The 22,542-nt window shown below is 61.0% G+C and carries 20 protein-coding genes and 1 pseudogene; 3 read left to right on the top strand and 18 right to left on the bottom strand.

What is annotated here, in order from left to right; translation table 11 throughout:
• Positions 1 to 145: 145 nt before the first annotated feature.
• From dtd to hutC, 15 genes are all read right to left on the bottom strand, one after another.
• Positions 146 to 583 (bottom strand): D-aminoacyl-tRNA deacylase, encoded by a 438-nt coding sequence (gene dtd, locus BSF44_RS03755; RefSeq protein WP_095942337.1) that lies wholly within the window; start codon positions 581 to 583, stop codon positions 146 to 148.
• Complete coding sequence (gene pip, locus BSF44_RS03750) at positions 580 to 1,551, bottom strand: prolyl aminopeptidase (RefSeq protein ID WP_095942336.1); 972 nt, start codon at positions 1,549 to 1,551, stop codon at positions 580 to 582. The genes dtd and pip overlap by 4 nt, the downstream gene beginning before the upstream one ends.
• Before the next feature lie 105 nt (positions 1,552 to 1,656).
• Positions 1,657 to 2,562, bottom strand: coding sequence for an alpha/beta hydrolase (locus BSF44_RS03745; protein ID WP_095942335.1), 906 nt, complete (start codon positions 2,560 to 2,562; stop codon positions 1,657 to 1,659).
• A 155-nt stretch (positions 2,563 to 2,717) separates the two neighbouring features.
• On the bottom strand, positions 2,718 to 3,674 hold the full coding sequence (locus BSF44_RS03740) for a choline ABC transporter substrate-binding protein (protein WP_095942334.1): 957 nt from the start codon (positions 3,672 to 3,674) through the stop codon (positions 2,718 to 2,720).
• Between the two features lie 244 nt (positions 3,675 to 3,918).
• A complete protein-coding gene (hutG, locus tag BSF44_RS03735; RefSeq protein WP_095942333.1) occupies positions 3,919 to 4,722 on the bottom strand; it encodes an N-formylglutamate deformylase in 804 nt (267 codons plus the stop codon).
• Between the two features lie 10 nt (positions 4,723 to 4,732).
• Positions 4,733 to 5,938, bottom strand: coding sequence for an imidazolonepropionase (gene hutI / locus BSF44_RS03730; RefSeq protein WP_095942332.1), 1,206 nt, complete (start codon positions 5,936 to 5,938; stop codon positions 4,733 to 4,735).
• Between the two features lie 17 nt (positions 5,939 to 5,955).
• The gene (locus BSF44_RS03725; protein WP_095942331.1) at positions 5,956 to 7,362 is read right to left on the bottom strand and encodes an amino acid permease; all 1,407 of its coding nucleotides are present in this window, start codon (positions 7,360 to 7,362) and stop codon (positions 5,956 to 5,958) included.
• Positions 7,363 to 7,471: 109 nt separating this feature from the next.
• Entirely contained in the window at positions 7,472 to 9,004 is a 1,533-nt protein-coding gene (hutH, locus tag BSF44_RS03720) for a histidine ammonia-lyase (protein ID WP_095942330.1), read from the bottom strand.
• Positions 9,005 to 9,117: 113 nt separating this feature from the next.
• Positions 9,118 to 10,641, bottom strand: a complete 1,524-nt coding sequence (hutH, locus tag BSF44_RS03715; RefSeq protein ID WP_095942329.1) for a histidine ammonia-lyase — start codon at positions 10,639 to 10,641, stop codon at positions 9,118 to 9,120.
• 132 nt (positions 10,642 to 10,773) lie between these two features.
• A complete protein-coding gene (locus BSF44_RS03710; RefSeq protein ID WP_095942328.1) occupies positions 10,774 to 11,604 on the bottom strand; it encodes a glycine betaine/L-proline ABC transporter ATP-binding protein in 831 nt (276 codons plus the stop codon).
• A complete protein-coding gene (locus BSF44_RS03705) occupies positions 11,601 to 12,452 on the bottom strand; it encodes a proline/glycine betaine ABC transporter permease (protein ID WP_095942327.1) in 852 nt (283 codons plus the stop codon). Before BSF44_RS03705 ends, BSF44_RS03710 begins: the two co-directional genes overlap by 4 nt.
• 70 nt (positions 12,453 to 12,522) lie before the next feature.
• The gene (locus tag BSF44_RS03700) at positions 12,523 to 13,491 is read right to left on the bottom strand and encodes an ABC transporter substrate-binding protein (protein WP_095942326.1); all 969 of its coding nucleotides are present in this window, start codon (positions 13,489 to 13,491) and stop codon (positions 12,523 to 12,525) included.
• A 233-nt stretch (positions 13,492 to 13,724) separates the two neighbouring features.
• Complete coding sequence (hutU, locus tag BSF44_RS03695; RefSeq protein WP_095942325.1) at positions 13,725 to 15,407, bottom strand: urocanate hydratase; 1,683 nt, start codon at positions 15,405 to 15,407, stop codon at positions 13,725 to 13,727.
• Positions 15,408 to 15,896: 489 nt separating this feature from the next.
• Positions 15,897 to 16,466: a HutD family protein gene (locus tag BSF44_RS03690; RefSeq protein ID WP_095942324.1), complete on the bottom strand. Its 570-nt coding sequence runs from the start codon at positions 16,464 to 16,466 to the stop codon at positions 15,897 to 15,899.
• Entirely contained in the window at positions 16,463 to 17,173 is a 711-nt protein-coding gene (gene hutC, locus BSF44_RS03685) for a histidine utilization repressor (RefSeq protein ID WP_172435301.1), read from the bottom strand. Before hutC ends, BSF44_RS03690 begins: the two co-directional genes overlap by 4 nt.
• A gap of 146 nt (positions 17,174 to 17,319) precedes the next feature.
• On the opposite strand from hutC, the gene BSF44_RS03680 reads away from it, so the two are divergent.
• The gene (locus BSF44_RS03680; protein WP_095942323.1) at positions 17,320 to 18,684 is read left to right on the top strand and encodes a formimidoylglutamate deiminase; all 1,365 of its coding nucleotides are present in this window, start codon (positions 17,320 to 17,322) and stop codon (positions 18,682 to 18,684) included.
• Positions 18,685 to 18,791: 107 nt separating this feature from the next.
• Here the strand turns inward: BSF44_RS03680 and BSF44_RS03675 are convergent, their stop codons facing one another.
• Complete coding sequence (locus BSF44_RS03675) at positions 18,792 to 19,361, bottom strand: lipocalin family protein (protein ID WP_095942322.1); 570 nt, start codon at positions 19,359 to 19,361, stop codon at positions 18,792 to 18,794.
• A gap of 30 nt (positions 19,362 to 19,391) precedes the next feature.
• Positions 19,392 to 19,646, bottom strand: coding sequence for a hypothetical protein (locus BSF44_RS03670; RefSeq protein WP_007975531.1), 255 nt, complete (start codon positions 19,644 to 19,646; stop codon positions 19,392 to 19,394).
• Between the two features lie 281 nt (positions 19,647 to 19,927).
• Between BSF44_RS03670 and BSF44_RS30975 the strand changes: the two are divergent.
• Positions 19,928 to 20,962 (top strand): annotated as a pseudogene (locus BSF44_RS30975) (cache and HAMP domain-containing protein); the annotation flags it as partial.
• A gap of 93 nt (positions 20,963 to 21,055) precedes the next feature.
• Positions 21,056 to 21,820 (top strand): methyl-accepting chemotaxis protein, encoded by a 765-nt coding sequence (locus BSF44_RS30970; protein WP_371918215.1) that lies wholly within the window; start codon positions 21,056 to 21,058, stop codon positions 21,818 to 21,820.
• A gap of 117 nt (positions 21,821 to 21,937) precedes the next feature.
• On the opposite strand, the gene BSF44_RS03660 is transcribed toward BSF44_RS30970, so the two are convergent.
• Positions 21,938 to 22,540 (bottom strand): DUF924 family protein, encoded by a 603-nt coding sequence (locus BSF44_RS03660; RefSeq protein ID WP_095942320.1) that lies wholly within the window; start codon positions 22,538 to 22,540, stop codon positions 21,938 to 21,940.
• Between the last annotated feature and the right edge of the window lie 2 nt (positions 22,541 to 22,542).

Raw genomic sequence — 22,542 nt, 5'->3', positions numbered from 1 at the left:
TCAAAATGGACCAACGAACGCTGATCCCCGTAGCGCGGGATTATCTAGTAGGCCGCGTTACAACGCATCAGGGGTAACAAAGTATTTATCGCGAAAAAACCCTGTTTTCAGTCGAAATGAGCGTAAAAACTTGTTTCAAACGCTTTCAGGTCTGTAACAGGAAGGTTACCGGGCCATCATTGACCAGGTGCACCTGCATATCCGCGCCGAATCTACCTGATGCCACAGTGCCATGCACCTGTTTCGCTTTGCTTAATAGATAGTCGAACAGCTCCTCGCCCAGCGCTGGAGGGGCCGCAGTCGAGAAACCCGGACGCAGCCCGCTTTTGGTATCGGCAGCCAGGGTGAACTGAGAGACCAGCAGCAGCCCGCCGCCCACATCCGCCAGGGACAGATTCATCTTGCCCTCGGCGTCACTGAATACCCGATAGTTAAGCAGTTTATTAAGAAGTTTGTCGGCGCTGGCCCGCGTATCGTCGGGCTCGACGGCTACCAGGACCAGCAATCCCTGATCGACGGCACCCACAATCTCGCCCCCGACCTCGACTCGCGCGCCGCGCACACGCTGCAGCAGGCCCTTCATGCTTCTTCAGGCGGCAGATCGAGCAGACGCCGGGCCATCTGATCGGCGGCGCGTACCAGCGCGTCGGTGATGCCAGGCTCGGAAGCGGCATGACCGGCATCGCGGATGACCTGCAGTTCGCTGTTCGGCCAGGCCTGATGCAATTCCCAGGCGTTATCCAGCGGGCAGATCACGTCATATCGACCATGGATGATCACACCAGGCAAATGGGCGATCTTGCCCATGTCGCGGATCAACTGGTTCTGCTCCAGGAAGGCGTGATTGGTGAAGTAGTGGCATTCGATGCGGGCAATCGACAGCGCACGTTGCGGCTCGGAGAAACGGTCGACTACCAGCGGGTTGGGACGCAGGGTCGCGGTGCGGCCCTCCCAGGTGGACCAAGCCTTGGCCGCGTGCATCTGGGCGATCTGGTCGTTGCCGACCAGGCGTTTGTGAAACGCGGTGAGCAAGTCACCGCGCTCGTCCAGCGGGATCGGCGCGATGTAGTCCTGCCAGTAATCGGGGAACAGACGGCTGGCGCCGGCCTGGTAGAACCATTCGATTTCCTGCGGACGGCAGAGAAAGATCCCACGCAGGATCAGACCATGTACCCGCTCAGGATGGGTTTGCGCGTAGGCCAGTGCCAGGGTCGACCCCCAGGAGCCGCCAAACAGCACCCATTTGTCGATGCCCAGGTGCTGGCGAATCCTCTCGAGGTCGGCGACCAGATCCCAGGTGGTGTTGTTTTCCAGGCTCGCGTGGGGGGTGGAGCGACCACAGCCACGCTGATCGAAGGTGACAATGCGATAGAGGTTGGGATCGAAGAAGCAACGACTCTGGGCATCACATCCGGCACCGGGGCCGCCGTGGATGAACACCACCGGCAAACCTTCCGGTGAACCGCTTTCGTCGACGTACAGGGTGTGGGTCGCATCGACGGCCAGATCGTGCCGGGCGTAGGGTTTGATCTGCGGGTACAAAGTCTGCATTGCGCACTCCGTAAGGGGTCGAGGTCATCCCTGGGGGGACTTTCTATTATTCTGCCGTCCGGCATCATAAACCCGATTTACGTCAATGAGCATGCCCGTGCGGAGTCAGAGTTTTTCCGCAAGATAACCAAACAGGGTTTCGTACAGTGCATCGACCTCGGCCGCCTGCCCGCGGGCCCGCAAACAGCCATGGACCAAACCCGCGCCGACATACAGCGTGGCAGCAACGCCCGCGGCATTCAGTCGCTCGGCATACAGCACGCCGTCGTCACGCAACGGGTCGAATTGCGCCACGGCGATCAATGCAGGTGGCAATCCGCTGAAGTCCGTGGCGAGCAATGGCATGGCGTAGGCGTCCGGATGGCGGGTGCCTTGCAGGTAAAGCGCGTGATAGCAATCGACGTCACTGCTGCCGAGTAATGGCGCGTCGATGCACTCACTGCGCGACGGCAGGCGGTGATCGCCGCCCAACCCCGGATAGATCAACACCTGCGCGCACGGCACCGGCTCACCGGCATCGCGTAGCGCCAGGCACAACGCCGCCGCGAGGTTGCCACCGGCACTGTCGCCGGCCACCAGCGTACGCGCAGGATCGAGTTGAAACGGCCCGGTGCGCAGTGCTCGCCAGACCTTCAGGCAATCATCGAACGCGGCGGGAAACGGATGCTCCGGTGCCCGGCGGTAATCGACGGCGATCACCCGCACACCGAGTGCCGATGCCCATTCGGCGCAGATGAAATCGTGGGAATCGAGGTCCCCCACCACCCAGCCGCCGCCATGCAGGTAAACGATGCACGACGCACCGCTGGCTGGTGGTTGATAGGAACGAACAGCGACACCAGCCAACTCGAAATCGGCCACATGCAACCCGGCGGGGCGTGCCGGGGTAAACGCCCGGCACATCTCGCTGTAGGCCTGGCGCAACCCGGTGATGCTGCTGTCGGTGCTGTTGAAACTCAGGGTTTTGTCGACGAATGCTGTCATTTGCCTGGAAAGCGGGTAAGGAGCCATGAGCCTGGTGCTCGTTCAGGGAAATGTGTGGGACCCCACCCTGTGGGAGCGAGCCTGCTCGCGAAGAGGCCGGCACATCCAACATCAATGTTGACTGTCAAACCGCCTTCGCGAGCAGGCTCGCTCCCACAGGTCTTGCACAGATCAGACGAGGGTCAGTTCTTCAGGCTGGCCTGAACCGTCGCCATGCCATCCTTGCCATCGAAACTGCTGACACCCGCCAGCCAGCGCTGCAAGTCTTCCGGATGGTCACGCAGCCATTTCTTCGCGACATCCTGAGCCGTCTGGCGCTCCATGATCGGCACCATCAACTGGCTTTCCTGGGCGGCGGTGAAGGTCAGGTTTTCCAGCAGGCGATTGACGTTCGGGCAGCGCTGGGCGTAATCCGGCGCAGTCACGGTGGAAACGGTCGCCGCGCCTTCATTCGGCCCGTACACGTCTTCACTGCCGGTCAGATAGTCGATCTTCATGTTGATGTTCATCGGGTGCGGGGTCCAGCCGACGAACACCACGAACTCCTTGCGATTCACCGCCCGCTGCACGGCCGCCAGCATCCCGGCCTCACCGGACTCGATCAGTTTGAAATCCTTCAGGCCGAAGTGATTGGTTTCGATCATGGTCTTGATCGTGGTGTTGGCGCCGCTGCCCGGCTCGATGCCGTAGATCTTGCCGCCGAGTTGATCCTTGAACCTGGCGATGTCGGCAAAGGTTTTCAAGCCCGCCGCTGCCACATAGTCAGGGACCGCGAGGGTGGCCTGGGCGTCGGCCAGGCTCGGTTTGTCCATGACCTTGACCTGATTGGCAGCCACGAAGGGGGCGATGTTTTTATCCATCGCCGGTTTCCAGTAACCGAGGAAGATGTCCAGGCGCTTGTCGCGGATGCCGGCGAAGATGATTTGCTGCACGGCGCTGGTCTGCTTGCTTTCGTAGCCCAGACCGTTGAGCAGCACATCGGCCATGCCACTGGTGGCGATCACGTCGGTCCAGTTGACCACGCCCATACGCACGGTTTTGCAGGAGGCATCGTCCGCGGCCATGGCGCCGGCGCTCAACAGCGCGGTACCGCAGAAGATTGAGAGACAGCGGGTGAACAGACCTTTGGGGCTTGTCATGGATAGCATTCTCGTGCGGCAGCGGATTATTGTCGGGGCGGTGTCTTTGTGCACCGTGGCCAGAACATTACGCAGCAGACGAGTGGTAGAAGCGAACTGTGGCGACCGTGTTTTGCACGGTGGCGACTTGTAGGAGCGAGCTTGCTCGCGATGGAGGACAACGATGACGCGGGCTGCCTGAATGCATACGTTGACCTGACGTTTTTCGCGAGCAAGCTCGCTCCTACAGAGACCGCACCAAGCCTTAATGCCCGTAGTGCTTCTCGCCCCAGGCCAACAACCCTTGCAGCAACTCCTTCAACACCACCCGCGTCGGCTCCGCCAGATCCGGGCGATAACGGAACGGCTCGAACTCTTCCATGTAGGTGCACTGCCCCAGCTCCAGTTGCACCGCATGGATGTTCTCGGCCGGGTTGCCGTAATGGCGGGTGATGTGGCCGCCCTTGAAGCGCCCGTTGAGTACGTGAGTGTAGTTGTCGTGAAGCGCACAGATCGCTTCCAGTCGCGTCGCAAGCTGTGGATCGCAACTGGCGCCATTGAAGGTGCCGAGGTTGAAGTCCGGCAGTTTGCCGTCGAACAGGTGCGGGATGATCGAGCGGATCGAATGCGCGTCGAACAGCAACGCGTAGCCGAACTCGGCCTTCATCCGCGCCAGTTCCTGCTGCAAGGTGCTGTGATACGGCGTCCAGATCTGCTCCAGATAAGTCGCACGCTCATCGGCAGAAGGCTCCAACCCTTCACGGAACAACGGTATACCGTCGAACAGCGTGGCCGGGTACAGGCCAGTGGTCGCGCCCACGTACAGCGGCTTGTCGTCGGATGGCCGGTTCAGATCGATGACGAACCGCGAATACTCGGCGGCCAGGGTGCTGGCGCCCAGCTCGGCGGCGAAATCGTACAACTGCGGGATGTGCCAGTCGGTGTCCGGCAGGCTTTTCGCGTCAGGGATCAATCCGGCTTCGACCGCCGGAGTCAGGCGCACGCCGGCGTGGGGCATGCTGATCAGCAGCGGTACGCGGCCTTGTTTGAAGTTCAGAACCTTATCCACAACAGATCTCCTACAGACTTGATTCGACGCCGTGGCGCACGACGCGTTTTTCCAGGTCGCCGCCCAGCCAGTAACACAGGTCGGCCGGACGATCGATTTGCCAGGCGACGAAATCCGCGACCTTGCCGACTTCCAGCGAACCATGGGTGTCGGCCATGCCCAGCGCGGTGGCGGCGTGAATCGTCGCGCCAGCCAAGGCTTCTTCCGGGGTCATGCGGAAACAGGTGCAGGCCATGTTCAGCATCAAGCGCAACGACAGCGCCGGCGAGGTGCCCGGGTTGAGGTCGCTGGCGATGGCGATTTTCACGCCGTGCTTGCGCAGGGCGTCCATCGGTGGCAACTGGGTTTCACGCAGGAAGTAAAAGGCACCGGGCAACAGCACCGCGACCGTGCCGGATTCAGCCATGGCAATGGCGTCATCCTCGGTCATGAATTCCAGGTGATCGGCAGACAGCGCGTGATAACGCGCCGCCAGGCTCGAACCATGCAGCGACGACAATTGCTCCGCGTGCAGTTTCACCGGCAACCCCAGTTCCTGGGCTGTGATGAAGACGCGCTCGACCTGTGCAGGCGAGAACGCCAGGTATTCACAAAATGCGTCCACCGCATCCACCAGCCCTTCGGCGGCCAGAGCCGGGAGCATCTCGGCGCAGATGTGATCGATGTAGTCGTCAGCGCGATCCTTGTACTCCGGCGGCAAAGCGTGAGCCGCCAGGCAGGTGCTGCGCACGCTGACCGGCAATTCGGCGCCGAGGCGACGGGCCACGCGCAGCATCTTGCGTTCGTTGGCCAGGTCCAGGCCGTAGCCTGACTTGATTTCGATGCTGGTGACGCCATCACGCATCAGGCTTTTCAGGCGTTTGGCGGCACTGGCGAACAATTCATCTTCGCTGGCCGCGCGGGTGGCGCGCACGGTGCTGGCGATGCCGCCACCGCTGGCGGCGATTTCCGCATAGCTGACGCCTTGCAGGCGCTGCTCGAATTCACCGCTGCGGTTTCCGCCGAACACCGTGTGGGTGTGGCAGTCGATCAGGCCCGGTGTGACCCAGGCCCCGTTCAAATCATTGACGGCCGGGTACTCGCCCGCCGGCAACTCACCGCGCGGGCCGATCCACTCAATGTGCGCTCCTGACGTCACGATGGCCGCGTCCTCGATGATCGAGTAGACGCCTTGTGCCATGGTTGCGACGTGACAGTGTTGCCAGAGCGTTTTCATCCTTGGCCTCCATTAGGTTATCGATGAGAAAAAACAGGGTCCTGTGTCACCAGGGCAGCCTGGCCCGCCGCCGGTTTCACCCATGTCAGGTAAGCCAGCACCAGCAACACGATCCAGACCACGCCGACGATCAGCGCCGCCTGGGTGTCCGGGAAATAGCCCAGCACGCCGAAAATGAACAGCATGAAGGCAATCGCCGCCGCCGGCGCATAGGGCCAGAACGGTACCGGGAATTTCAGTTGTGCAACCTGCTCGGCGCTCATGGACCGGCGCATCGCCACTTGGGTCACCAGAATCATCAGCCAGACCCACACAGTGGCAAAGGTCGCGATGGAAGCGATCAACAGGAACACGTTTTCCGGGATCAGGTAGTTCAGCAAAACGCCCAGCAACAGTGCGGCACTCATCACCACGACCGTCATCCATGGCACGCCATTGCGCGACAGGCGGGCGAAGCCCTTGGGTGCATGCCCTTGCTGGGCCAGACCGAACATCATGCGGCCAGCGCCGAAGATGTCACTGTTGATCGCCGAAATCGCCGCCGTGATCACCACGATATTGAGGATGGTGGCCGCCGAGCTGATCCCCAGCTTGTCGAAAATCTGCACGAACGGGCTGCCCTGGCTGCCGATCTGCTGCCATGGAAAGATCGACATCAACACCAGCATCGTCAGCACGTAGAACAGCAGGATCCGCAACGGAACAGCATTGATCGCCCGGGGCAGCACGTGCTGCGGGTCCTTGGCTTCACCTGCCGTTACGCCGATGATTTCAATACCGCCAAACGCAAACATCACCACCGCGAACGAAGCAATCAGACCGCTCATGCCATTGGGCATGAAGCCGCCATGGCTCCAGAGGTTGCTGATGTCGGTCGCTTGGCCGGGGGCCGAGCTGATGCCGAACCACATGATGCCGAAACCACCCAGGATCATCGCGATGATAGCCGCGACCTTGAGCAGCGACAGCCAGAACTCCATTTCACCGAAGACTTTGACGTTGCACAGGTTCAGGCCGCCGACGATGGAAACGACACCCAGCACCCAGATCCAGCGGGAGACTTCCGGGAACCAGAAGCCCATGTAGATACCGAACGCCGTGACGTCGGCCATGCCGACGATGACCATTTCAAATGCGTAGGTCCAACCGAGGACAAAGCCCGCCATCGGCCCCAGGTAAGTGCTGGCGTACTGGCCGAACGAGCCGGTCACCGGGTTATGCACCGCCATCTCACCGAGGGCGCGCATGACCATGAACACCGCCGCGCCACCGATCAGGTAAGCGAGCAATACCGCGGGCCCGGCCATTTGAATGGCCGAGGCGGAACCATAAAACAGCCCGGTGCCGATCGCCGACCCCAGCGCCATGAAGCGAATATGTCGGGCAGAGAGCCCGCGTTTCAAACCTTTTTCTGCCTGTTGCATTTCTCGTCCCTAATTATTGTTATTCGACGCAAAATCGAATCGCTGGCAAGCCAGCTCCTACAGGTTCAGTACGATCCATGTGGGAGCGGGCTTGCTCGCGAAGGGGTCATTACAGGCTAGGCAACAACTTCGCCGTCACCAGCTCGTTCAGGCAACGCGAGGCCAACAATTCAGACGCCGCATTGATGTCCGGCGCGAAGAAGCGGTCTTTCTCGTAGAACGGCACGTCAGCACGCAAGATGGCACGGGCCTTTTCCAGTTTCGGCGAGGTCTTCAAGCCATTGCGCAGGTCCAGGCCCTGAACGGCCGCCAGCCATTCCACGGCGAGAATCCCACGGGTGTTCTCGGCCATTTCCCACAGACGCTTGCCAGCCGCTGGCGCCATCGATACGTGGTCTTCCTGGTTGGCGGAAGTCGGCAGGCTGTCCACCGAATGCGGATGGGACAGGGCCTTGTTCTCGCTGGCCAGTGCCGCCGCGGTCACCTGGGCGATCATGAAGCCGGAGTTCACGCCACCGTTGGCCACCAGGAACGGCGGCAGTTGCGACATGTGCTTGTCCATCATCAGCGAGATACGGCGCTCGCTCAGGGAACCGATTTCAGCGATGGCCAGCGCCATGTTGTCAGCGGCCATGGCCACCGGCTCGGCGTGGAAGTTGCCACCGGAGATCACGTCGCCTTCAGCGGCGAACACCAACGGGTTGTCGGAAACGGCGTTGGCTTCGATCGCCAGCACTTCGGCCGCCTGACGGAACTGAGTCAGGCAGGCGCCCATGACTTGTGGCTGGCAGCGCAGAGAGTACGGGTCCTGGACCTTCTCGCAGTTTTCGTGGGAGTCGGAGACTTCGCTGCGCTCGCCCAGCAGGTCGCGGTAAGCGGCGGCGGCGTCGATCTGGCCTTTCTGGCCACGGGCAGCGTGGATGCGTGCGTCGAACGGCGAGCGCGAGCCCAGGACCGCTTCAACGGTCAGGCCGCCCAGTGCCAAGGCACCGGCGAACAGGTCTTCGCCTTCGAACAGGCCACGCAGGGCAAAAGCAGTGGACACCTGAGTGCCGTTGAGCAGCGCCAGGCCTTCTTTCGCAGCCAGGGTCAGCGGGGTCAGACCCGCAACTTTCAGCGCTTCGGTGGCTTCCATCCACTCGCCTTTGTAACGCGCCTTGCCTTCGCCCAGCAGCACCAGCGACATGTGGGCCAGAGGCGCCAGGTCACCGGAAGCACCGACCGAACCTTTCAATGGAATGTGCGGGTACACCTCAGCGTTGATCAGGGCGATCAGCGCGTCGATCACCACTCGGCGGATGCCGGAGAAACCACGGCTCAGGCTGTTGACCTTGAGCACCATGATCAAACGCACCAGGTCATCGCTGATCGGCTGGCCGACACCGGCGGCGTGGGACAGCACCAGCGAGCGCTGCAGGTTTTCCAGGTCTTCGCTGGCGATGCGGGTCGAGGCCAGCAGGCCGAAACCGGTATTGATGCCGTAGGCGGTGCGGTTCTCGGCGAGGATCTGTTCCACGCAGGCAACACTGGCTTCGATCTGGGCCGAGGCGCTGTGGTCGAGGGTCAGTTTCACCGGCTGCTGGTAGACGTCACGCAGTTGGGCGAGGGTCAGTTGGCCGGGAATCAGGTTTAGCGCAGTCATTTTGTGCTCCTTTTGAGAGTTGTTATTAACTCACCAGACGCTCCGGAGATGTCCGTTGTCCGTCGCGTCTGCCTTTTGGGGAGACGCGCCTTGGCACGCTGGTGTTGTGGAAGTCAGTTCAGTTCTGGAAAAGCGTTGTGCAGCAAAATCGGGTCTTTCAATACCGCAGCAGCGGCGGCAATGTCCGGTGCCAACCAGCGATCCTGGTCGTAGGGGGCAACATGCTCGCGCAGCAGACGCCAGGCAGTATCGGTGCCCGCGCCGAAGCGTTGTTCTTTGAGGAACTCGAACGCCTGGGCCGCCAACAGGTACTCGATGGCGAGGATCTGCGTGCAGTTTTCCAGCGCGCGGTGCAGCTTCAGCGCGGCGTTGGTGCCCAGGCTCAGGTGGTCTTCCTGCAAACCCGACGTCACGTAGTTATCCAGCACCGCCGGTTGCGCCAGTTGACGATTCTCCGCGCACAGCGAAGCGGCCACGTATTGCACGATCATCATCCCGGAGTTGACACCCGGGTTGGCCACCAGGAAGGCCGGCAGGCCGCTGACGTGCGGATTGATCAAGCGGTCCAGGCGACGCTCGGCGATGGAGCCGATTTCCGCCATGGCAATCGCCAGCAGGTCCGCCGCCATTGCCACGGACTGGCCGTGGGGGTTGGCCTGGGACACCACGCGGTAATTGTCCGCGGTGCCCAGCACCAACGGGTTGTCGGTGGCGCCGTTGAGTTCGGTTTCGATCTGTTGGGTCGCGTGTACCAATTGGTCGCGAGCGGCGCCGTGCACCTGCGGAATCGAGCGAATGCTCAGGGCGTCTTGCGTACGAATGCCTTTGCTCTTGGCGATCACTTCGCTGCCGTCGAGCAAGGCCCGCAGGTTGATCCCGACCTGCTGCATGCCAGGGTGCGGCTTGAGCGCGATGATCTCGGCATCGAACGCGTCGATCTGCCCGCGCTGGGCTTCGAAGCTCATGGCACCGATCACGTCGGCCCACTCCAGCAGGCGCGCGGCATCGGCAATCGCCAGGCAGCTCAGGCCGGTCATGCACGGCGTACCGTTGACCAGGCACAAACCGTCCTTGGCCCCGAGCCTGACCGGTTGCAGGCCTTCTTCGGCCAACGCTTGCTGCGCAGAAACGATCTGGCCGCGATAGCTGACATTGCCGACACCCAGCAGCGCGATGCCGATGTGTGCCATGTGGGTCAGGTAGCCCACGGAACCCTGGGACGGCACTTGCGGGGTGATGCCACGGTTGAGCAGCGCCAGCAGGGCTTCGACGACCTGACGGTGCAGGCCGGATTTGCCGTGGCTGTAGTTGACCACGGCGGCGCACATGATCGAGCGGGTCTGCTCGTTGGTCAGTGGCGCGCCAACGCCACAGGCGTGGCTGAGCAAGGTGTTGCGTGACAACTGGCTGAGTTGTTCGTCCTGCAGCGAGACGTTGCACAGCGCACCCAGGCCGGTGTTGATGCCGTAGGCACGTTCGCCGCTGGTGACGATGCGCTGGACGATGGCCTGCGCGTTTTCGATGCGCGCCCAGATCGGTGCCGACAGCTCAAGCTGTGCGCCATCGCGGGCCACGGCGACCACGTCCTGCCAAGTGACCTGCGCTTCGGTGATAACGATTTTTTCAGCCTGGGACATCTTCAACCTCATCCAAATATTGATGCAGCTTCACCGCCGCCTTCGCGAGCAGGCTCGCTCCCACATTGGAATGCATTTCCCTGTGGGAGCGAGCCTGCTCGCGAAGGGGCCAGCTCACTCACTGCAAATCTCTCAAACCACCGCCGCCCGACGCTGCACAAAGCGGTCGACATATTCATCCGCCGGCGAATGCAGGATCTCTTTCGGCGTGCCGACCTGGATCAGGCGGCCATCCTTGAGGATCGCAATGCGGTTGCCGATGCGCACGGCTTCGTCGAGGTCGTGGGTGATGAAAACGATGGTCTTGTGCAGGGTCTTTTGCAGTTCCAGCAACTGGTCCTGCATTTCGGCGCGGATCAGCGGGTCGAGGGCGCTGAAGGCCTCGTCCATCAGGATGATGTCGGTGTCCGCCGCCAGGGCGCGGGCCAGGCCCACACGTTGACGCATGCCGCCGGAGAGCTGGTGCGGGTATTTGTTTTCGTAGCCCTTGAGGCCCACGGTGTTGATCCAGTGCAGCGCACGCTCGGCGCACATGGCTTTGGTTTCGCCACGGATTTTCAGGCCGTAGGCGACGTTGTCCAGCACGCTCTTGTGCGGCAACAGGCCGAAGCTCTGGAACACCATGCTGATCTTGCGCCGACGAAATTCGCGCAGGGCTTCCATGTCGTATTGCAGGATGTCCACGCCGTCCACCAGGATCGCGCCGCTGGTCGGGTCGATCAGGCGGTTGAAGTGGCGGACCAGGGTCGACTTGCCGGAACCCGACAGGCCCATGATCACGAAGATCTCGCCGCTGCCGATGCTCAGGGACAGGTCGTTCACGCCGACCACGCAGCCGGTCTCGGCCAGCACCTGATCCTTGGTCTTGCCCTGGCCGATCATGGCCAGCGCATCCTTGGAACGGTTGCCGAAAATCTTGAAGACGTTCTTGACTTCGATCTTGCTCACGGTTGCGTTGTTCATTTGCTCACCTCATGCCGTGCGCGACCGTACGCTTGTGTAATGCGGTCGATCACCACGGCCAGAATCACGATCGCCAGACCGGCTTCAAGGCCACGTCCGACGTTGAGGGTCTGAATCCCCACCAGCACGTCTTCACCCAGGCCACGGGCACCGATCATCGAGGCAATCACCACCATCGACAGGGCCATCATGGTGGTCTGGTTGATCCCGGCCATGATGCTCGGCAGGGCCAGAGGCAGTTGCACGCCGAACAGTTGCTGCCAGCGGTTGGCACCGAAGGCGTTGATCGCTTCCATCACTTCGCCGTCAACCTGGCGAATGCCCAGATCGGTCAAGCGGATCAGTGGCGGCGCGGCGTAGATCACCGTGGCGAAAATCGCCGGGACCTTGCCCAGGCCAAACAGCATCAGCACCGGGATCAGGTACACGAAGCTCGGCATGGTCTGCATGATGTCCAGCAACGGCATCAATATCGAACGCAGGCGATTGCTGCGCGCCGAGAGAATGCCCAGCGGAATGCCGATCAACACCGAAATGATCGTCGCCACCATCATCAGCGCCAGGGTCTGCATCAGCTTGTCCCAGAGGCCGACCGCACCCACCAGAAACAGCAGACCGACGATGACGCCAGTGGTCACGACCTTGCGGGTCGCATGCCAGGCCACACCGGCCACGATCGCCAGCATCAGCCACCAGGGTGCAGCGCGCAGCAGGCTTTCGAGATTGACGATGGCCCACAACAGGGTGTCGGAGATGCTGCGAAAAACGTCGCCGTAGTTGGTGACCAGCGAATCGACCCAACCGTTGACCCAGTCGGCGATGGAAAAGGTAAAGCTTTCGGGAAACATAAGAGACTCTCAATCAAGGGGTTGCGATCAAGCGTCCGACTGCCGTTGCCGACAGCCGGAAAAGCCCAACCTACAAGGCCGCGTCGATTTTCTTGGCTGCGTCTTCGCTCACCCATGCGTGCCAGACTTCAGGATGTTCCTTCAGGAAGATCTTGGCCAGTTTTGGCGACTCGATCCGCTCTTTGGTCATGCGCCCAAGGTTCTGGTTCAGCAGGTCGATTGGCACGTTGACCTTTTCCAGCACGGCCACCAGTTCCGGTGCTTCGTCGTGGAAGGTCTTGGACAGGCCGACCTTGATGGTCACGGTCTTGTTCACGCCTGGTTTCTCTTCGAGTTTGACCACGTCGATCTGGCCCATCAGCGGGGTTGGCGACCAGTAGTAGAACAGGATCGGCTCGCCACGCTTGTAGCTCGACAGCACGGCGGCATCCAGTGCCGGGCCGGTGCCTGGGCGGAAGTTGGTGTAGGTGCTTTCCAGGCCGTAGCTTTTCAGCATTTCGCTGTTGTCCAGCTCACAGGTCCAACCGGCCGGGCAGTTGTAGAAACGGCCCTTGGACGGCTCTTCGGCGTCCTTGAAGATCGCCGAGTATTTGCCCAGGTCAGCAATGTTTTTCAGGTCCGGGGCCTTGGCTTCCAGCTTGCGCTTGGCGTCGCCTTCGATCACGTAGCGCGGCACGTACCAGCCTTCGATCGCGCCAACCACCGGCGCGCCGACACCGACGACCTTGCCGGCCTTCTCGGCCTTGTTCCAGACTTCGCTGCGGCCGACCCATTCTTCGGCAAACACTTGAATATCGTTGCTGCCCAAGGCGTTTTCCATGGTGATGGAGTTGCCCGGCAGGCTGTCAGTCTTGCAGTCGTAGCCTTTCTCCAACACGACTTGCATCACATCGGTCAGCAGCATGGCGCTTTCCCAGTTCAAACCGGCGAACTTCACCGGTTTGCCCGACTCGCACCAACCCGCCGCCTGAGTGGCGCCAGCGCTGGCCAGCAGGCCCATGGAAAGCAATGTGGTCAGCAGGGTCTTGTTCGATTTCATTGTTGTGACGCTCCTAATCATGAATTGGCTTACGGCAGTCAAGAGGCATCCAGCCCTGTCCACGTCCAATCAGGCCTGCGCCGCAGCGCGACCGACATTCAGCTTTTGTTCGGTGACAGCGTCCTGCTCGAAACGGCAGGATCAAACGGTCTGGTATTGCGTAATGCCGCTGCGTGGCCAGTGAGAGCGAGCGAACTCGCTCTCACATAAAAGCAGCTCCCACAGATCAGGTGTTACTTGCCGGTAATCATCGGCAGGTTCAGCCCTTGTTCCTTGGCGCAGTCGATGGCGATCTGGTAACCGGCATCGGCGTGACGCATAACGCCAGTGGCCGGGTCGTTGTGCAGCACGCGAGCGATACGCTCGGCCGCTTCGTCAGTACCGTCGCAGACGATCACCATGCCCGAGTGCTGGGAGAAGCCCATGCCGACGCCGCCGCCGTGGTGCAGGGAAACCCAGGTCGCGCCGCTCGCGGTGTTGAGCAAGGCGTTGAGCAGTGGCCAGTCGGAAACGGCGTCGGAACCGTCTTGCATCGATTCGGTTTCGCGGTTCGGGCTCGATACCGAACCGGAGTCCAGGTGGTCGCGGCCGATCACGATGGGCGCGGACAACTCGCCGCTGCGTACCATTTCGTTGAACGCCAGGCCCAGCTTGGCGCGCAGGCCCAGGCCAACCCAGCAGATTCGTGCCGGCAGACCCTGGAAGCTGATGCGCTCGCGGGCCATGTCCAACCAGTTGTGCAGGTGGGCGTCGTCCGGGATCAGTTCCTTGACCTTGGCGTCGGTCTTGTAGATGTCTTCAGCGTTGCCCGACAGTGCAGCCCAACGGAACGGGCCGATGCCACGGCAGAACAGCGGACGGATGTAGGCCGGTACGAAACCCGGGAAGTCGAATGCGTTTTCCACGCCTTCTTCCTGCGCCATCTGACGGATATTGTTGCCGTAGTCGAAGGTCGGTACGCCCATTTTCTGGAACTCGAGCATCGCTTTGACGTGCACGGCCATCGATTGCTTGGCGGCCTTTACCACAGCGGCTGGCTCGGTCTTGGCGCGAGCGCGGTATTCGTCCCAGGTCCAGCCGGCCGGCAGGTACCCGTTGAGCGGGTCGTGGGCGCTGGTCTGGTCGGTAACCATGTCCGGGCGTACGCCACGCTTGACCAGTTCCGGCAGGATTTCAGCGGCGTTGCCCAGCAGTGCGATGGAAATCGCCTTGCCTTCTTTGGTGTACTTGGCGATGCGGGCCAGAGCGTCGTCGAGGTCGGTAGCCTGCTCATCGACGTAGCGGCTTTTCAGACGGAAATCGATGCTGATCTGCTGGCATTCGATGTTCAGCGAGCAAGCGCCGGCCAGGGTTGCAGCCAGAGGCTGGGCGCCACCCATGCCGCCAAGGCCAGCGGTCAGTACCCACTTGCCCTTGAGGTCATCGTTGTAGTGTTGGCGACCGGCTTCGACGAAGGTTTCGTAGGTGCCTTGGACGATGCCCTGGCTACCGATGTAGATCCAGCTGCCGGCGGTCATCTGGCCGTACATGGCCAGGCCTTTGGCGTCCAGTTCGTTGAAGTGTTCCCAGCTCGCCCAGTGTGGAACCAGGTTGGAGTTGGCGATCAGTACGCGCGGGGCATTGCTGTGGGTCTTGAACACGCCGACCGGCTTGCCGGACTGCACCAGCAAGGTCTCGTCGTCGTTCAGGTTGGTCAGGCTTTCGACGATCTTGTCGTAGCATTCCCAGTTACGTGCAGCGCGACCGATACCACCGTAAACCACCAGTTCTTTAGGGTTCTCGGCGACTTCCGGGTCGAGGTTGTTCATCAGCATGCGCAGCGGCGCTTCGGTCAGCCAGCTCTTGGCGGTCAGCTTGTTACCGCGTGCGGCACGGATTTCAACGTCACGAAACTTGGTACGTTTAATGTCAGTCACGAAAAAGACTCCTCAGCAATCAATCCAAACCAACCCAGGCAGTGGGCGAGCAAGCCAATGGGCATCAGTGCACACCGGCGAATCAGTGGACGATGGTTGAGTCTTCGTGACTCATACGCATACGTCTTTACTTGTACATACAAGCATATGCAATCAAGCGGCCAACTTGTTGGATGAGCATTCAAGAAAAATTCGGAAATGGCTGGAGAGCGCCTGAAACAAGGGTTGTGGCGAAGATGAAATTTTTTGAGGGGGATTTTTGTGGCGAGGAGATTTTGTTACTTGAGCGTGGTTTTGCGCCACGCTGGGGCGTTCGGTAACAACGTGGTGCGCTGTGGGAAACGTAATTTGGAAGGGAAACGACATCGCGAGCAAACCCAACCCTGTAGGAGCGAGCTTGCTCGCGAAAAACACATGGGCGCCGCAGGGCATCTGGTTTTACGCGTTATCGTTCACGACCATCGCGAGCAAGCTCGCTCCTACAGGAGATCAGCGCGTTGTCAGTTCGATCACGCAGCAGGCGCCATTGCTGGAGACTTCCAGCAGCCCGGTGTTACCGTCCAGTTGCAGGCAATCATGCCGACCCAGTTGCGAAGCGTTGTCACCGACCTTCACTTCCAGCGCTTCACTAATACTGAATACCAGCACCGTATCCGCCGAGCTGAAGAACCGCTGCTCGCCGCTCAACCACTGCAACCGCGCAGCGTAACGCTGCGGCGCGTAAATCAGGTTGAAATCGCGAATCGGACCGCCGAGCAATGTGCAGGAAACCTTGCTTTCACCGCTGAAGGCAAACGGGTCCAGCGGTAACAGTGGCCGCGTAACCTGGCCGTCAACCGACAGCGACATGCCGTCGCCCTGCAACACGGTGATCACCCGCTCGTAACCGGCGAAGGTGGAAAACCCGCCCGACTCGCCTATGTCGGCAATCGACAGGCGCCAGCCAAAGCCATCCAGGCCGGTGCCGGCATCGCGGGTGATTTCTTCGGTGCTGCCGCCGCCGTTTTTCCAGGGCATGCGCGGGTAATCTTTGGCGCGTAGAACTTTCAGACTGCTCATTTATGGAACCGACCTTCCAGACGATGACGGGAACCGGGGTGGATCAAGCGGGCGGCGGTCACCGGCTGACGACCGGACCAGGTGCGGCGACGGATCAGCAGGCACGGTTCGCCTTTTTCAATCTGCAGCAATTTGCATTCGGACGCCTCGGCCAGGATCGCCTCGACCACGTGCTCGCCTTCGGTCAGCGGCGCGACCTGGTTCAGATAGGCGTATGGCGTTTGCAGGGTGAAGTCCTGTTTGAGGTAGTCCGGTGCCACCAGCGCGTTGACGAAACGGTCTTCGATTTGCACCGGAATATCGTTTTCGAAATGCACGATCAGCGAATGGAACACCTTCTGCCCTTCGCGCATGTCCAGGGCCAGGGCGCGCTCGGAGCCGGCGGCCTCTTCTTCAAGGGTGATGACCTTGCAGGTATGGCGATGACCGCGAGAGGCGATTTCGTCGGCGATGTTGTGCACTTCAAACAGGGCTGACTGGCTTTTCGGCTCGGCGACGAACGTACCGACGCCTTGCATGCGCACCAACAGGCCATCGGCGGTCATCTCGCGCAGGGCGCGGTTGATGGTCATGCGGCTGAAGCCCAACTGGCTGACCAGCTCGCTTTCCGACGGAACGCGGTAGTGCGGCGGCCAGTTTCCACTGTCGATTTGCTGGGTGATCATTTGTTTGACGCGGGCGTACAGGGGCGCCGGACTGTCGCCCATGTTCGCGGCCAACGGAGAGACTGGAGGCGGAGTCGGCACGGTTAATCCTTGGTCGTTTGGATAGGGTTGCTAGCTTGCCGGAGTTTACCGGGCAGGCAAACGTCTGTATATGTATATACAAATAACACACGATGGGGTGCTGAACCATGTCCGCCTTCTTTGCCGAACGCGCGCTGCTGCCTAGTGGATGGGCCAACAATGTACGTCTTGAGGTCAACGCCGACGGCGTATTGACCCATATCCAGGCCGATTCCAACGCAGATGACGCCGAACGGTTAAGCGGTCCGCTGCTGCCTGGCATGCCGAACCTGCACTCCCACGCCTTCCAGCGGGCCATGGCCGGGCTGGCGGAAGTGGCGGGCAATCCGAACGACAGTTTCTGGACCTGGCGCGACCTGATGTATCGCCTCGTCGGAAAAATCAGCCCGGAACAACTCGGCGTCATCGCTCGTCAGCTGTACATCGAAATGCTCAAGGCCGGTTACACATCGGTGGCGGAATTTCATTACGTACACCATGACACCAATGGCCAGCCTTACGCGGACCCGGCCGAACTGGCCCTGCGTATCAGCCAGGCCGCAGGTTCCGCCGGTATCGGCCTGACCCTGCTGCCGGTGCTCTACAGCCACTCCGGTTTCGGCGGCCAAGCGCCGAACGACGGTCAGCGTCGTTTTATCAACAGCACCGAAAACTACCTCAAGCTGCAATCGCGCCTGCAACCGGTGCTGGCGCAGCAACCGGCGCAAGCCCTGGGCCTGTGTTTTCACTCGCTGCGCGCGGTCACGCCGCAACAGATCAGCGAAGTGCTGGCGGCCAGCGACAAGCAATGCCCGGTGCACATCCATATCGCCGAGCAACAGAAAGAAGTCGACGACTGCCTGACCTGGAGCGGTCGTCGTCCGCTGCAATGGCTGTACGAAAACGTCGACGTCGATCAGCGCTGGTGCCTGGTCCACGCGACTCATGCCAACCCGGAAGAAGTCACGTCGATGGCCAGGAGCCGCGCCATTGCCGGCCTGTGCCTGACCACCGAAGCCAACCTGGGCGACGGGATTTTCCCGGCGGTGGATTTCCTCGCCCAGGGCGGTCGCATGGGTATTGGTTCCGACAGCCATGTGTCGTTGAGCGTGGTGGAAGAATTGCGTTGGCTGGAATACGGCCAGCGTCTGCGTGACCAGCGGCGTAATCGTTTGTATGGCGCGGATCAGCCGATGGTCGGCCGCACACTGTTTGATGCCGCGCTGGATGGCGGCGCCCAGGCATTGGGCCAGCCGATTGGCACCCTGGCAGTCGGCAAGCGCGCTGACTGGCTGGTGCTCGATGGCAACGACCCGTACCTGGCAACGGCCAGCGGCGACGGGATTCTAAACCGCTGGTTGTTTGCCGGTGGCGATCGCCAGGTGCGGGATGTGTTGGTCAATGGCCAGTGGGTGGTGCGTGACGGGCGGCATGCTGATGAGGAAGAAAGCAGCCGCGCCTTCACTCAGGTCCTGCGCGATCTTCTGAACTAACGCAAAAACCCTGTAGGAGCGAGCCTGCTCGCGATGGTGTATCAGTCGACATCGCTGTGTCTGACACTCCATCGCGAGCAGGCTCGCTCCTACAGGGTCATGCGTTGTTAGTTGGACGTCTCGGCCATCTGCTGTTCCGACGCCCGCCAGATCAGCCGCGTGGTGTCATAACCCTGCTGACGTGCCTTGCTCAGCAGTTCCTCACGCACGACACCGTTCACGGTTGGTGTGCGCGACAACAGCCACAAATACTTCCGGCTCGGATCACCGACAATGGCGGTCTTGTAGTCATCGCTGACATACAGCACCCAGTATTCACCCTTCGCCGTACCCGGGATCAGCCTGGAGAACCAGGTGTCGAATTCGACCCACAACTTGTCGCTCTTGCCCGGCACCTGTGGATAGGCCGTGCCCTTGACCTCTTCCCATTGCCACTGTGCCGTCAGGCAGCGGTTCAACACCGCGACATTGCCGTCAGGCTTGAGCGTGTAATGGGCTTCGGATTGCGCGCAGTCGCGCTGGAAGTACATCGGCATACGAGCCAGCTCGTACCAGGTGCCCTGGTAGCGCTTGAGGTTGACGCTATTGACCGTCTTGGGGGCCAATGGGTCCTGGCCAGATGTGGCACAGCCAGCCAACACCAGGCCGGCAAAAAGGATGATCAATAACCGCTTCATTATTTTTCTCCCGTGGGCGATCGCCCCGGTTTACTTCAGGCCTTGGCCGGAAAACATCAGCACTTTGTCACCGGCGAACTGCACGCTGATAAAGCTGTTCTTGTCGCCCCAGGTGCAGCTGGACATGCCGAGCGCGCCTGAACAATCGGCGGGTTTGCCCAACAGGGTCTCCACATCGGCCTTGGCCATGCCGGCGGAGAGCTTCGAGTAGTTTTCCTGATTGACCTTGCTGCAGGCAGCGAGCAATACGCAGAACGAAAGCAGGGCGATGGAACGCAACGACATGGTGAAACTCCGGGGGCGTAGGGGATTGGCATGGCTGCCAAGCTGAAGCTTAGAAGAGAAAACCCCTGTCAGGTTCCCTGCCCGGCAGGCTATTTATCGGGCCACTCGTCTACCTTTTGCCGAAAATCAGCCACTTTGCCTGTTTACCGGGCATTTCGTCGTTTTTCAGAGATTGCGCCTAATCTTTGGCGCTGTTCAGTCGACATAAATGCAACGCAAAGCCACGTCGGTGGCATTTGCCCTCCCATTTTGTAGAACAGCCCCTCTGCGGTAGCTCATCCATGACCAGAAACATGAAGTTCAGCCACAAGATATTGCTGGCTGCCGCCCTCGTAGTGGCCGTCGCATTCGCTTGTTTCATCCTGTTCAACGACTATCGCCAACGCGAAACCTTGCGCACCAGTACCGAAGCCTCGATGCAGGAACTCGGCAGCCTGACCACCAGCAACATCCAGACCTGGCTGGAAAGCCGCATGCAATTGCTGCAGTCGATGGCCCAACAGATCAACGCCGACGGCAATGCTCCCGCTGGCCTGAAACGGATCATCGACCTGCCCGCCTACACCGGCAACTTCCAGCTGAGTTACTTCGGTGGCGCCGACGGCGTGATGTTCTCGGTCCCGGCGGGCAACCGCGCGGCGGACTACGACCCGCGCGCCCGTGGCTGGTACAAGGCGGCCAATAGCGCACAACAGACCATCGTCACCGAGCCGTACATTGCCGCCTCCTCCGGCAAGCTGGTGATCACCGTCGCCACTCCCGTGCAGCATCAGGGCCAGATGATCGGCGTCGCCGGTGCCGACATCGATCTGTCCAGCGTCAGCGCGATCATCAATTCGCTGAACTTCGGCGGTCACGGCCATGCGTTCATCGTCGGTGCCGACGGCAAGATCCTGATTCACCCGGACAGCAAGCTGGTACTCAAGAACCTGACCGAGGCCTACCCCAACGGTGCGCCGAAAGTCAGCCCGGGCATGAAAGAAGTCGAGATCGACGGCAAGCGCCAGTTCATCTCCTTCACCCACGTCAACGGCGTGCCATCGGCGGACTGGTACGTGGCGCTGGTGCTCGACCAGGAAACGGCGTTCTCGATGCTCAGTGAATTCCGCACCTCGGCGATCATCGCCATGGTGATTGCCGTGGTGATCATCATTGTGCTGCTGGGCATGCTGATCAGGCTGCTGATGCAGCCGCTGCTGACCATGGGCCGCGCCATGCACGACATCGCCGAAGGCGAAGGTGACCTGACCAAACGCCTGACCATTCACGGCCACGACGAATTCGGCGCGCTGGGGCTGTCGTTCAACCGCTTCGTCGAGCGCATTCACACCTCGATCATCGAAGTCTCCTCGGCCACCGGCCAGGTCAACGAGGTGGCACTGCGGGTAGTCGCCGCCTCGAACTCGTCGATGTTCAACTCAGACCAGCAAGCCTCGCGCACCAGCAGCGTGGCCGCGGCGATCAACCAGCTCGGTGCCGCCGCCCAGGAAATCGCCCAGAATGCCGCCCTCGCCTCGCAACATTCCAGCGATGCCCGCAGCCTGGCCGAAGACGGCCAACAGGTGGTGGATAAAACCATCGCGGCGATGCAGCAACTGTCGGCCAAGATCAGCGATTCGTGCGGCAACATCGAAAACCTCAACAACAACACGGTCAACATCGGGCAGATCCTGGAAGTGATTACCAGCATCTCCCAGCAGACCAACCTGTTGGCGCTTAACGCCGCCATTGAAGCGGCGCGCGCCGGTGAGGCCGGTCGTGGTTTCGCGGTGGTTGCCGACGAAGTGCGCAACCTCGCTCACCGCACCCAGGACTCGGCGCAGCAAGTGCAGACGATGATCGAAGAGCTGCAAGTCGGCGCCCGGGCAGCGGTGGGCATCATGACCGACAGCCAGCGCCAGAGCGAAAGCAGCGTCGGCATCGCCAATCAGGCGGGGGAACGCCTGGGCAGCGTGACCCAGCGCATCGGAGAGATCGATGGCATGAACCAGTCGGTCGCCACCGCCACGGAAGAGCAGACGGCCGTAGTGGAGTCGATCAACGTCGACATCACCGAGATCAACACGCTGAACCAGGAAGGCGTGGAGAACCTGCAGTCGACCTTGCGTGCGTGTGCCGATCTAGAGCAACAGGCGGCGCGGTTGAAGCAGTTGGTGGGTAGCTTCAGGATCTGAGGCGCTGCTACCGGCACAATCGCCAGCAGGCTGGCTCCCACAGTAGATCTCCAGTGCAACATAGATCAATGTGGGAGCCAGCCTGCTGGCGATAGCAGCATCAGCAACACCGCAAAACTAAAACCGAGAGCCCGGTTTCGACAGAAACTCGAGTTCCTCAGCCGTAGACTCCCGTCCCAACACCGCATTGCGATGCGGAAAGCGCCCAAACTGCGCAATCACCCTCTGATGCCGCTCGGCGTAATCCAGGTAATCAGCAAACAGCGCTTGATCACCTTCAGGCTGCTGCGCCACCAATCCGATATAACGCGAGACGCCTTCGTTCTGCACCGCGAGGTTTTCGCTGTGCTCGAACACCAGGTAGATGAACACCCGCTGAATCGGCTGCAACTGCCGATCGAAATCCGCGGCAATGCCTTGGGCCACCAGCTTTTGCGCCCGCAGATCGCCTGCAAAGGCTTTGGGAGTATCGCGAAAAATCATTCGCGGGATTTGATCGAGCAACAGCACCAGGGCCAGCCAACCTTCGGGACATTGCATCCACTCGGTCAATCCGCCGGCCAGTGCCTGCTCGGCCAAGTCCCCGAAACGCTCACGCGCTTCGAGGTCCTGGCTGTCGCGCTTGCCAAACCATAACCTGCCCTTCTGCGCCGCCACTTCCCTCGCTGATCCGGAACTTCCGAACCACCAATCAAGCAACGGCTGCCAGGGCGCGGTCATGG

This window comes from Pseudomonas sp. ACN8 (assembly GCF_002303925.1).
Taxonomy (GTDB): domain Bacteria; phylum Pseudomonadota; class Gammaproteobacteria; order Pseudomonadales; family Pseudomonadaceae; genus Aquipseudomonas.
Note: the sequence above shows the minus strand (reverse complement) of the source record. Positions and strands in the feature narration are given on the sequence as shown.

Coding starts and splice junctions, on each gene's coding strand:
- dtd (WP_095942337.1), bottom strand. CDS start 583: ATGAAGGGCCTGCTGCAGCGTGTGCGCGGCGCGCGAGTCGAGGTCGGG.
- pip (WP_095942336.1), bottom strand. CDS start 1,551: ATGCAGACTTTGTACCCGCAGATCAAACCCTACGCCCGGCACGATCTG.
- BSF44_RS03745 (WP_095942335.1), bottom strand. CDS start 2,562: ATGGCTCCTTACCCGCTTTCCAGGCAAATGACAGCATTCGTCGACAAA.
- BSF44_RS03740 (WP_095942334.1), bottom strand. CDS start 3,674: ATGACAAGCCCCAAAGGTCTGTTCACCCGCTGTCTCTCAATCTTCTGC.
- hutI (WP_095942332.1), bottom strand. CDS start 5,938: ATGAAAACGCTCTGGCAACACTGTCACGTCGCAACCATGGCACAAGGC.
- BSF44_RS03725 (WP_095942331.1), bottom strand. CDS start 7,362: ATGCAACAGGCAGAAAAAGGTTTGAAACGCGGGCTCTCTGCCCGACAT.
- hutH (WP_095942330.1), bottom strand. CDS start 9,004: ATGACTGCGCTAAACCTGATTCCCGGCCAACTGACCCTCGCCCAACTG.
- hutH (WP_095942329.1), bottom strand. CDS start 10,641: ATGTCCCAGGCTGAAAAAATCGTTATCACCGAAGCGCAGGTCACTTGG.
- BSF44_RS03710 (WP_095942328.1), bottom strand. CDS start 11,604: ATGAACAACGCAACCGTGAGCAAGATCGAAGTCAAGAACGTCTTCAAG.
- BSF44_RS03705 (WP_095942327.1), bottom strand. CDS start 12,452: ATGTTTCCCGAAAGCTTTACCTTTTCCATCGCCGACTGGGTCAACGGT.
- BSF44_RS03700 (WP_095942326.1), bottom strand. CDS start 13,491: ATGAAATCGAACAAGACCCTGCTGACCACATTGCTTTCCATGGGCCTG.
- BSF44_RS03690 (WP_095942324.1), bottom strand. CDS start 16,466: ATGAGCAGTCTGAAAGTTCTACGCGCCAAAGATTACCCGCGCATGCCC.
- hutC (WP_172435301.1), bottom strand. CDS start 17,173: ATGGGCGACAGTCCGGCGCCCCTGTACGCCCGCGTCAAACAAATGATC.
- BSF44_RS03680 (WP_095942323.1), top strand. CDS start 17,320: ATGTCCGCCTTCTTTGCCGAACGCGCGCTGCTGCCTAGTGGATGGGCC.
- BSF44_RS03675 (WP_095942322.1), bottom strand. CDS start 19,361: ATGAAGCGGTTATTGATCATCCTTTTTGCCGGCCTGGTGTTGGCTGGC.
- BSF44_RS03670 (WP_007975531.1), bottom strand. CDS start 19,646: ATGTCGTTGCGTTCCATCGCCCTGCTTTCGTTCTGCGTATTGCTCGCT.
- BSF44_RS30970 (WP_371918215.1), top strand. CDS start 21,056: ATGTTCAACTCAGACCAGCAAGCCTCGCGCACCAGCAGCGTGGCCGCG.
- BSF44_RS03660 (WP_095942320.1), bottom strand. CDS start 22,540: ATGACCGCGCCCTGGCAGCCGTTGCTTGATTGGTGGTTCGGAAGTTCC.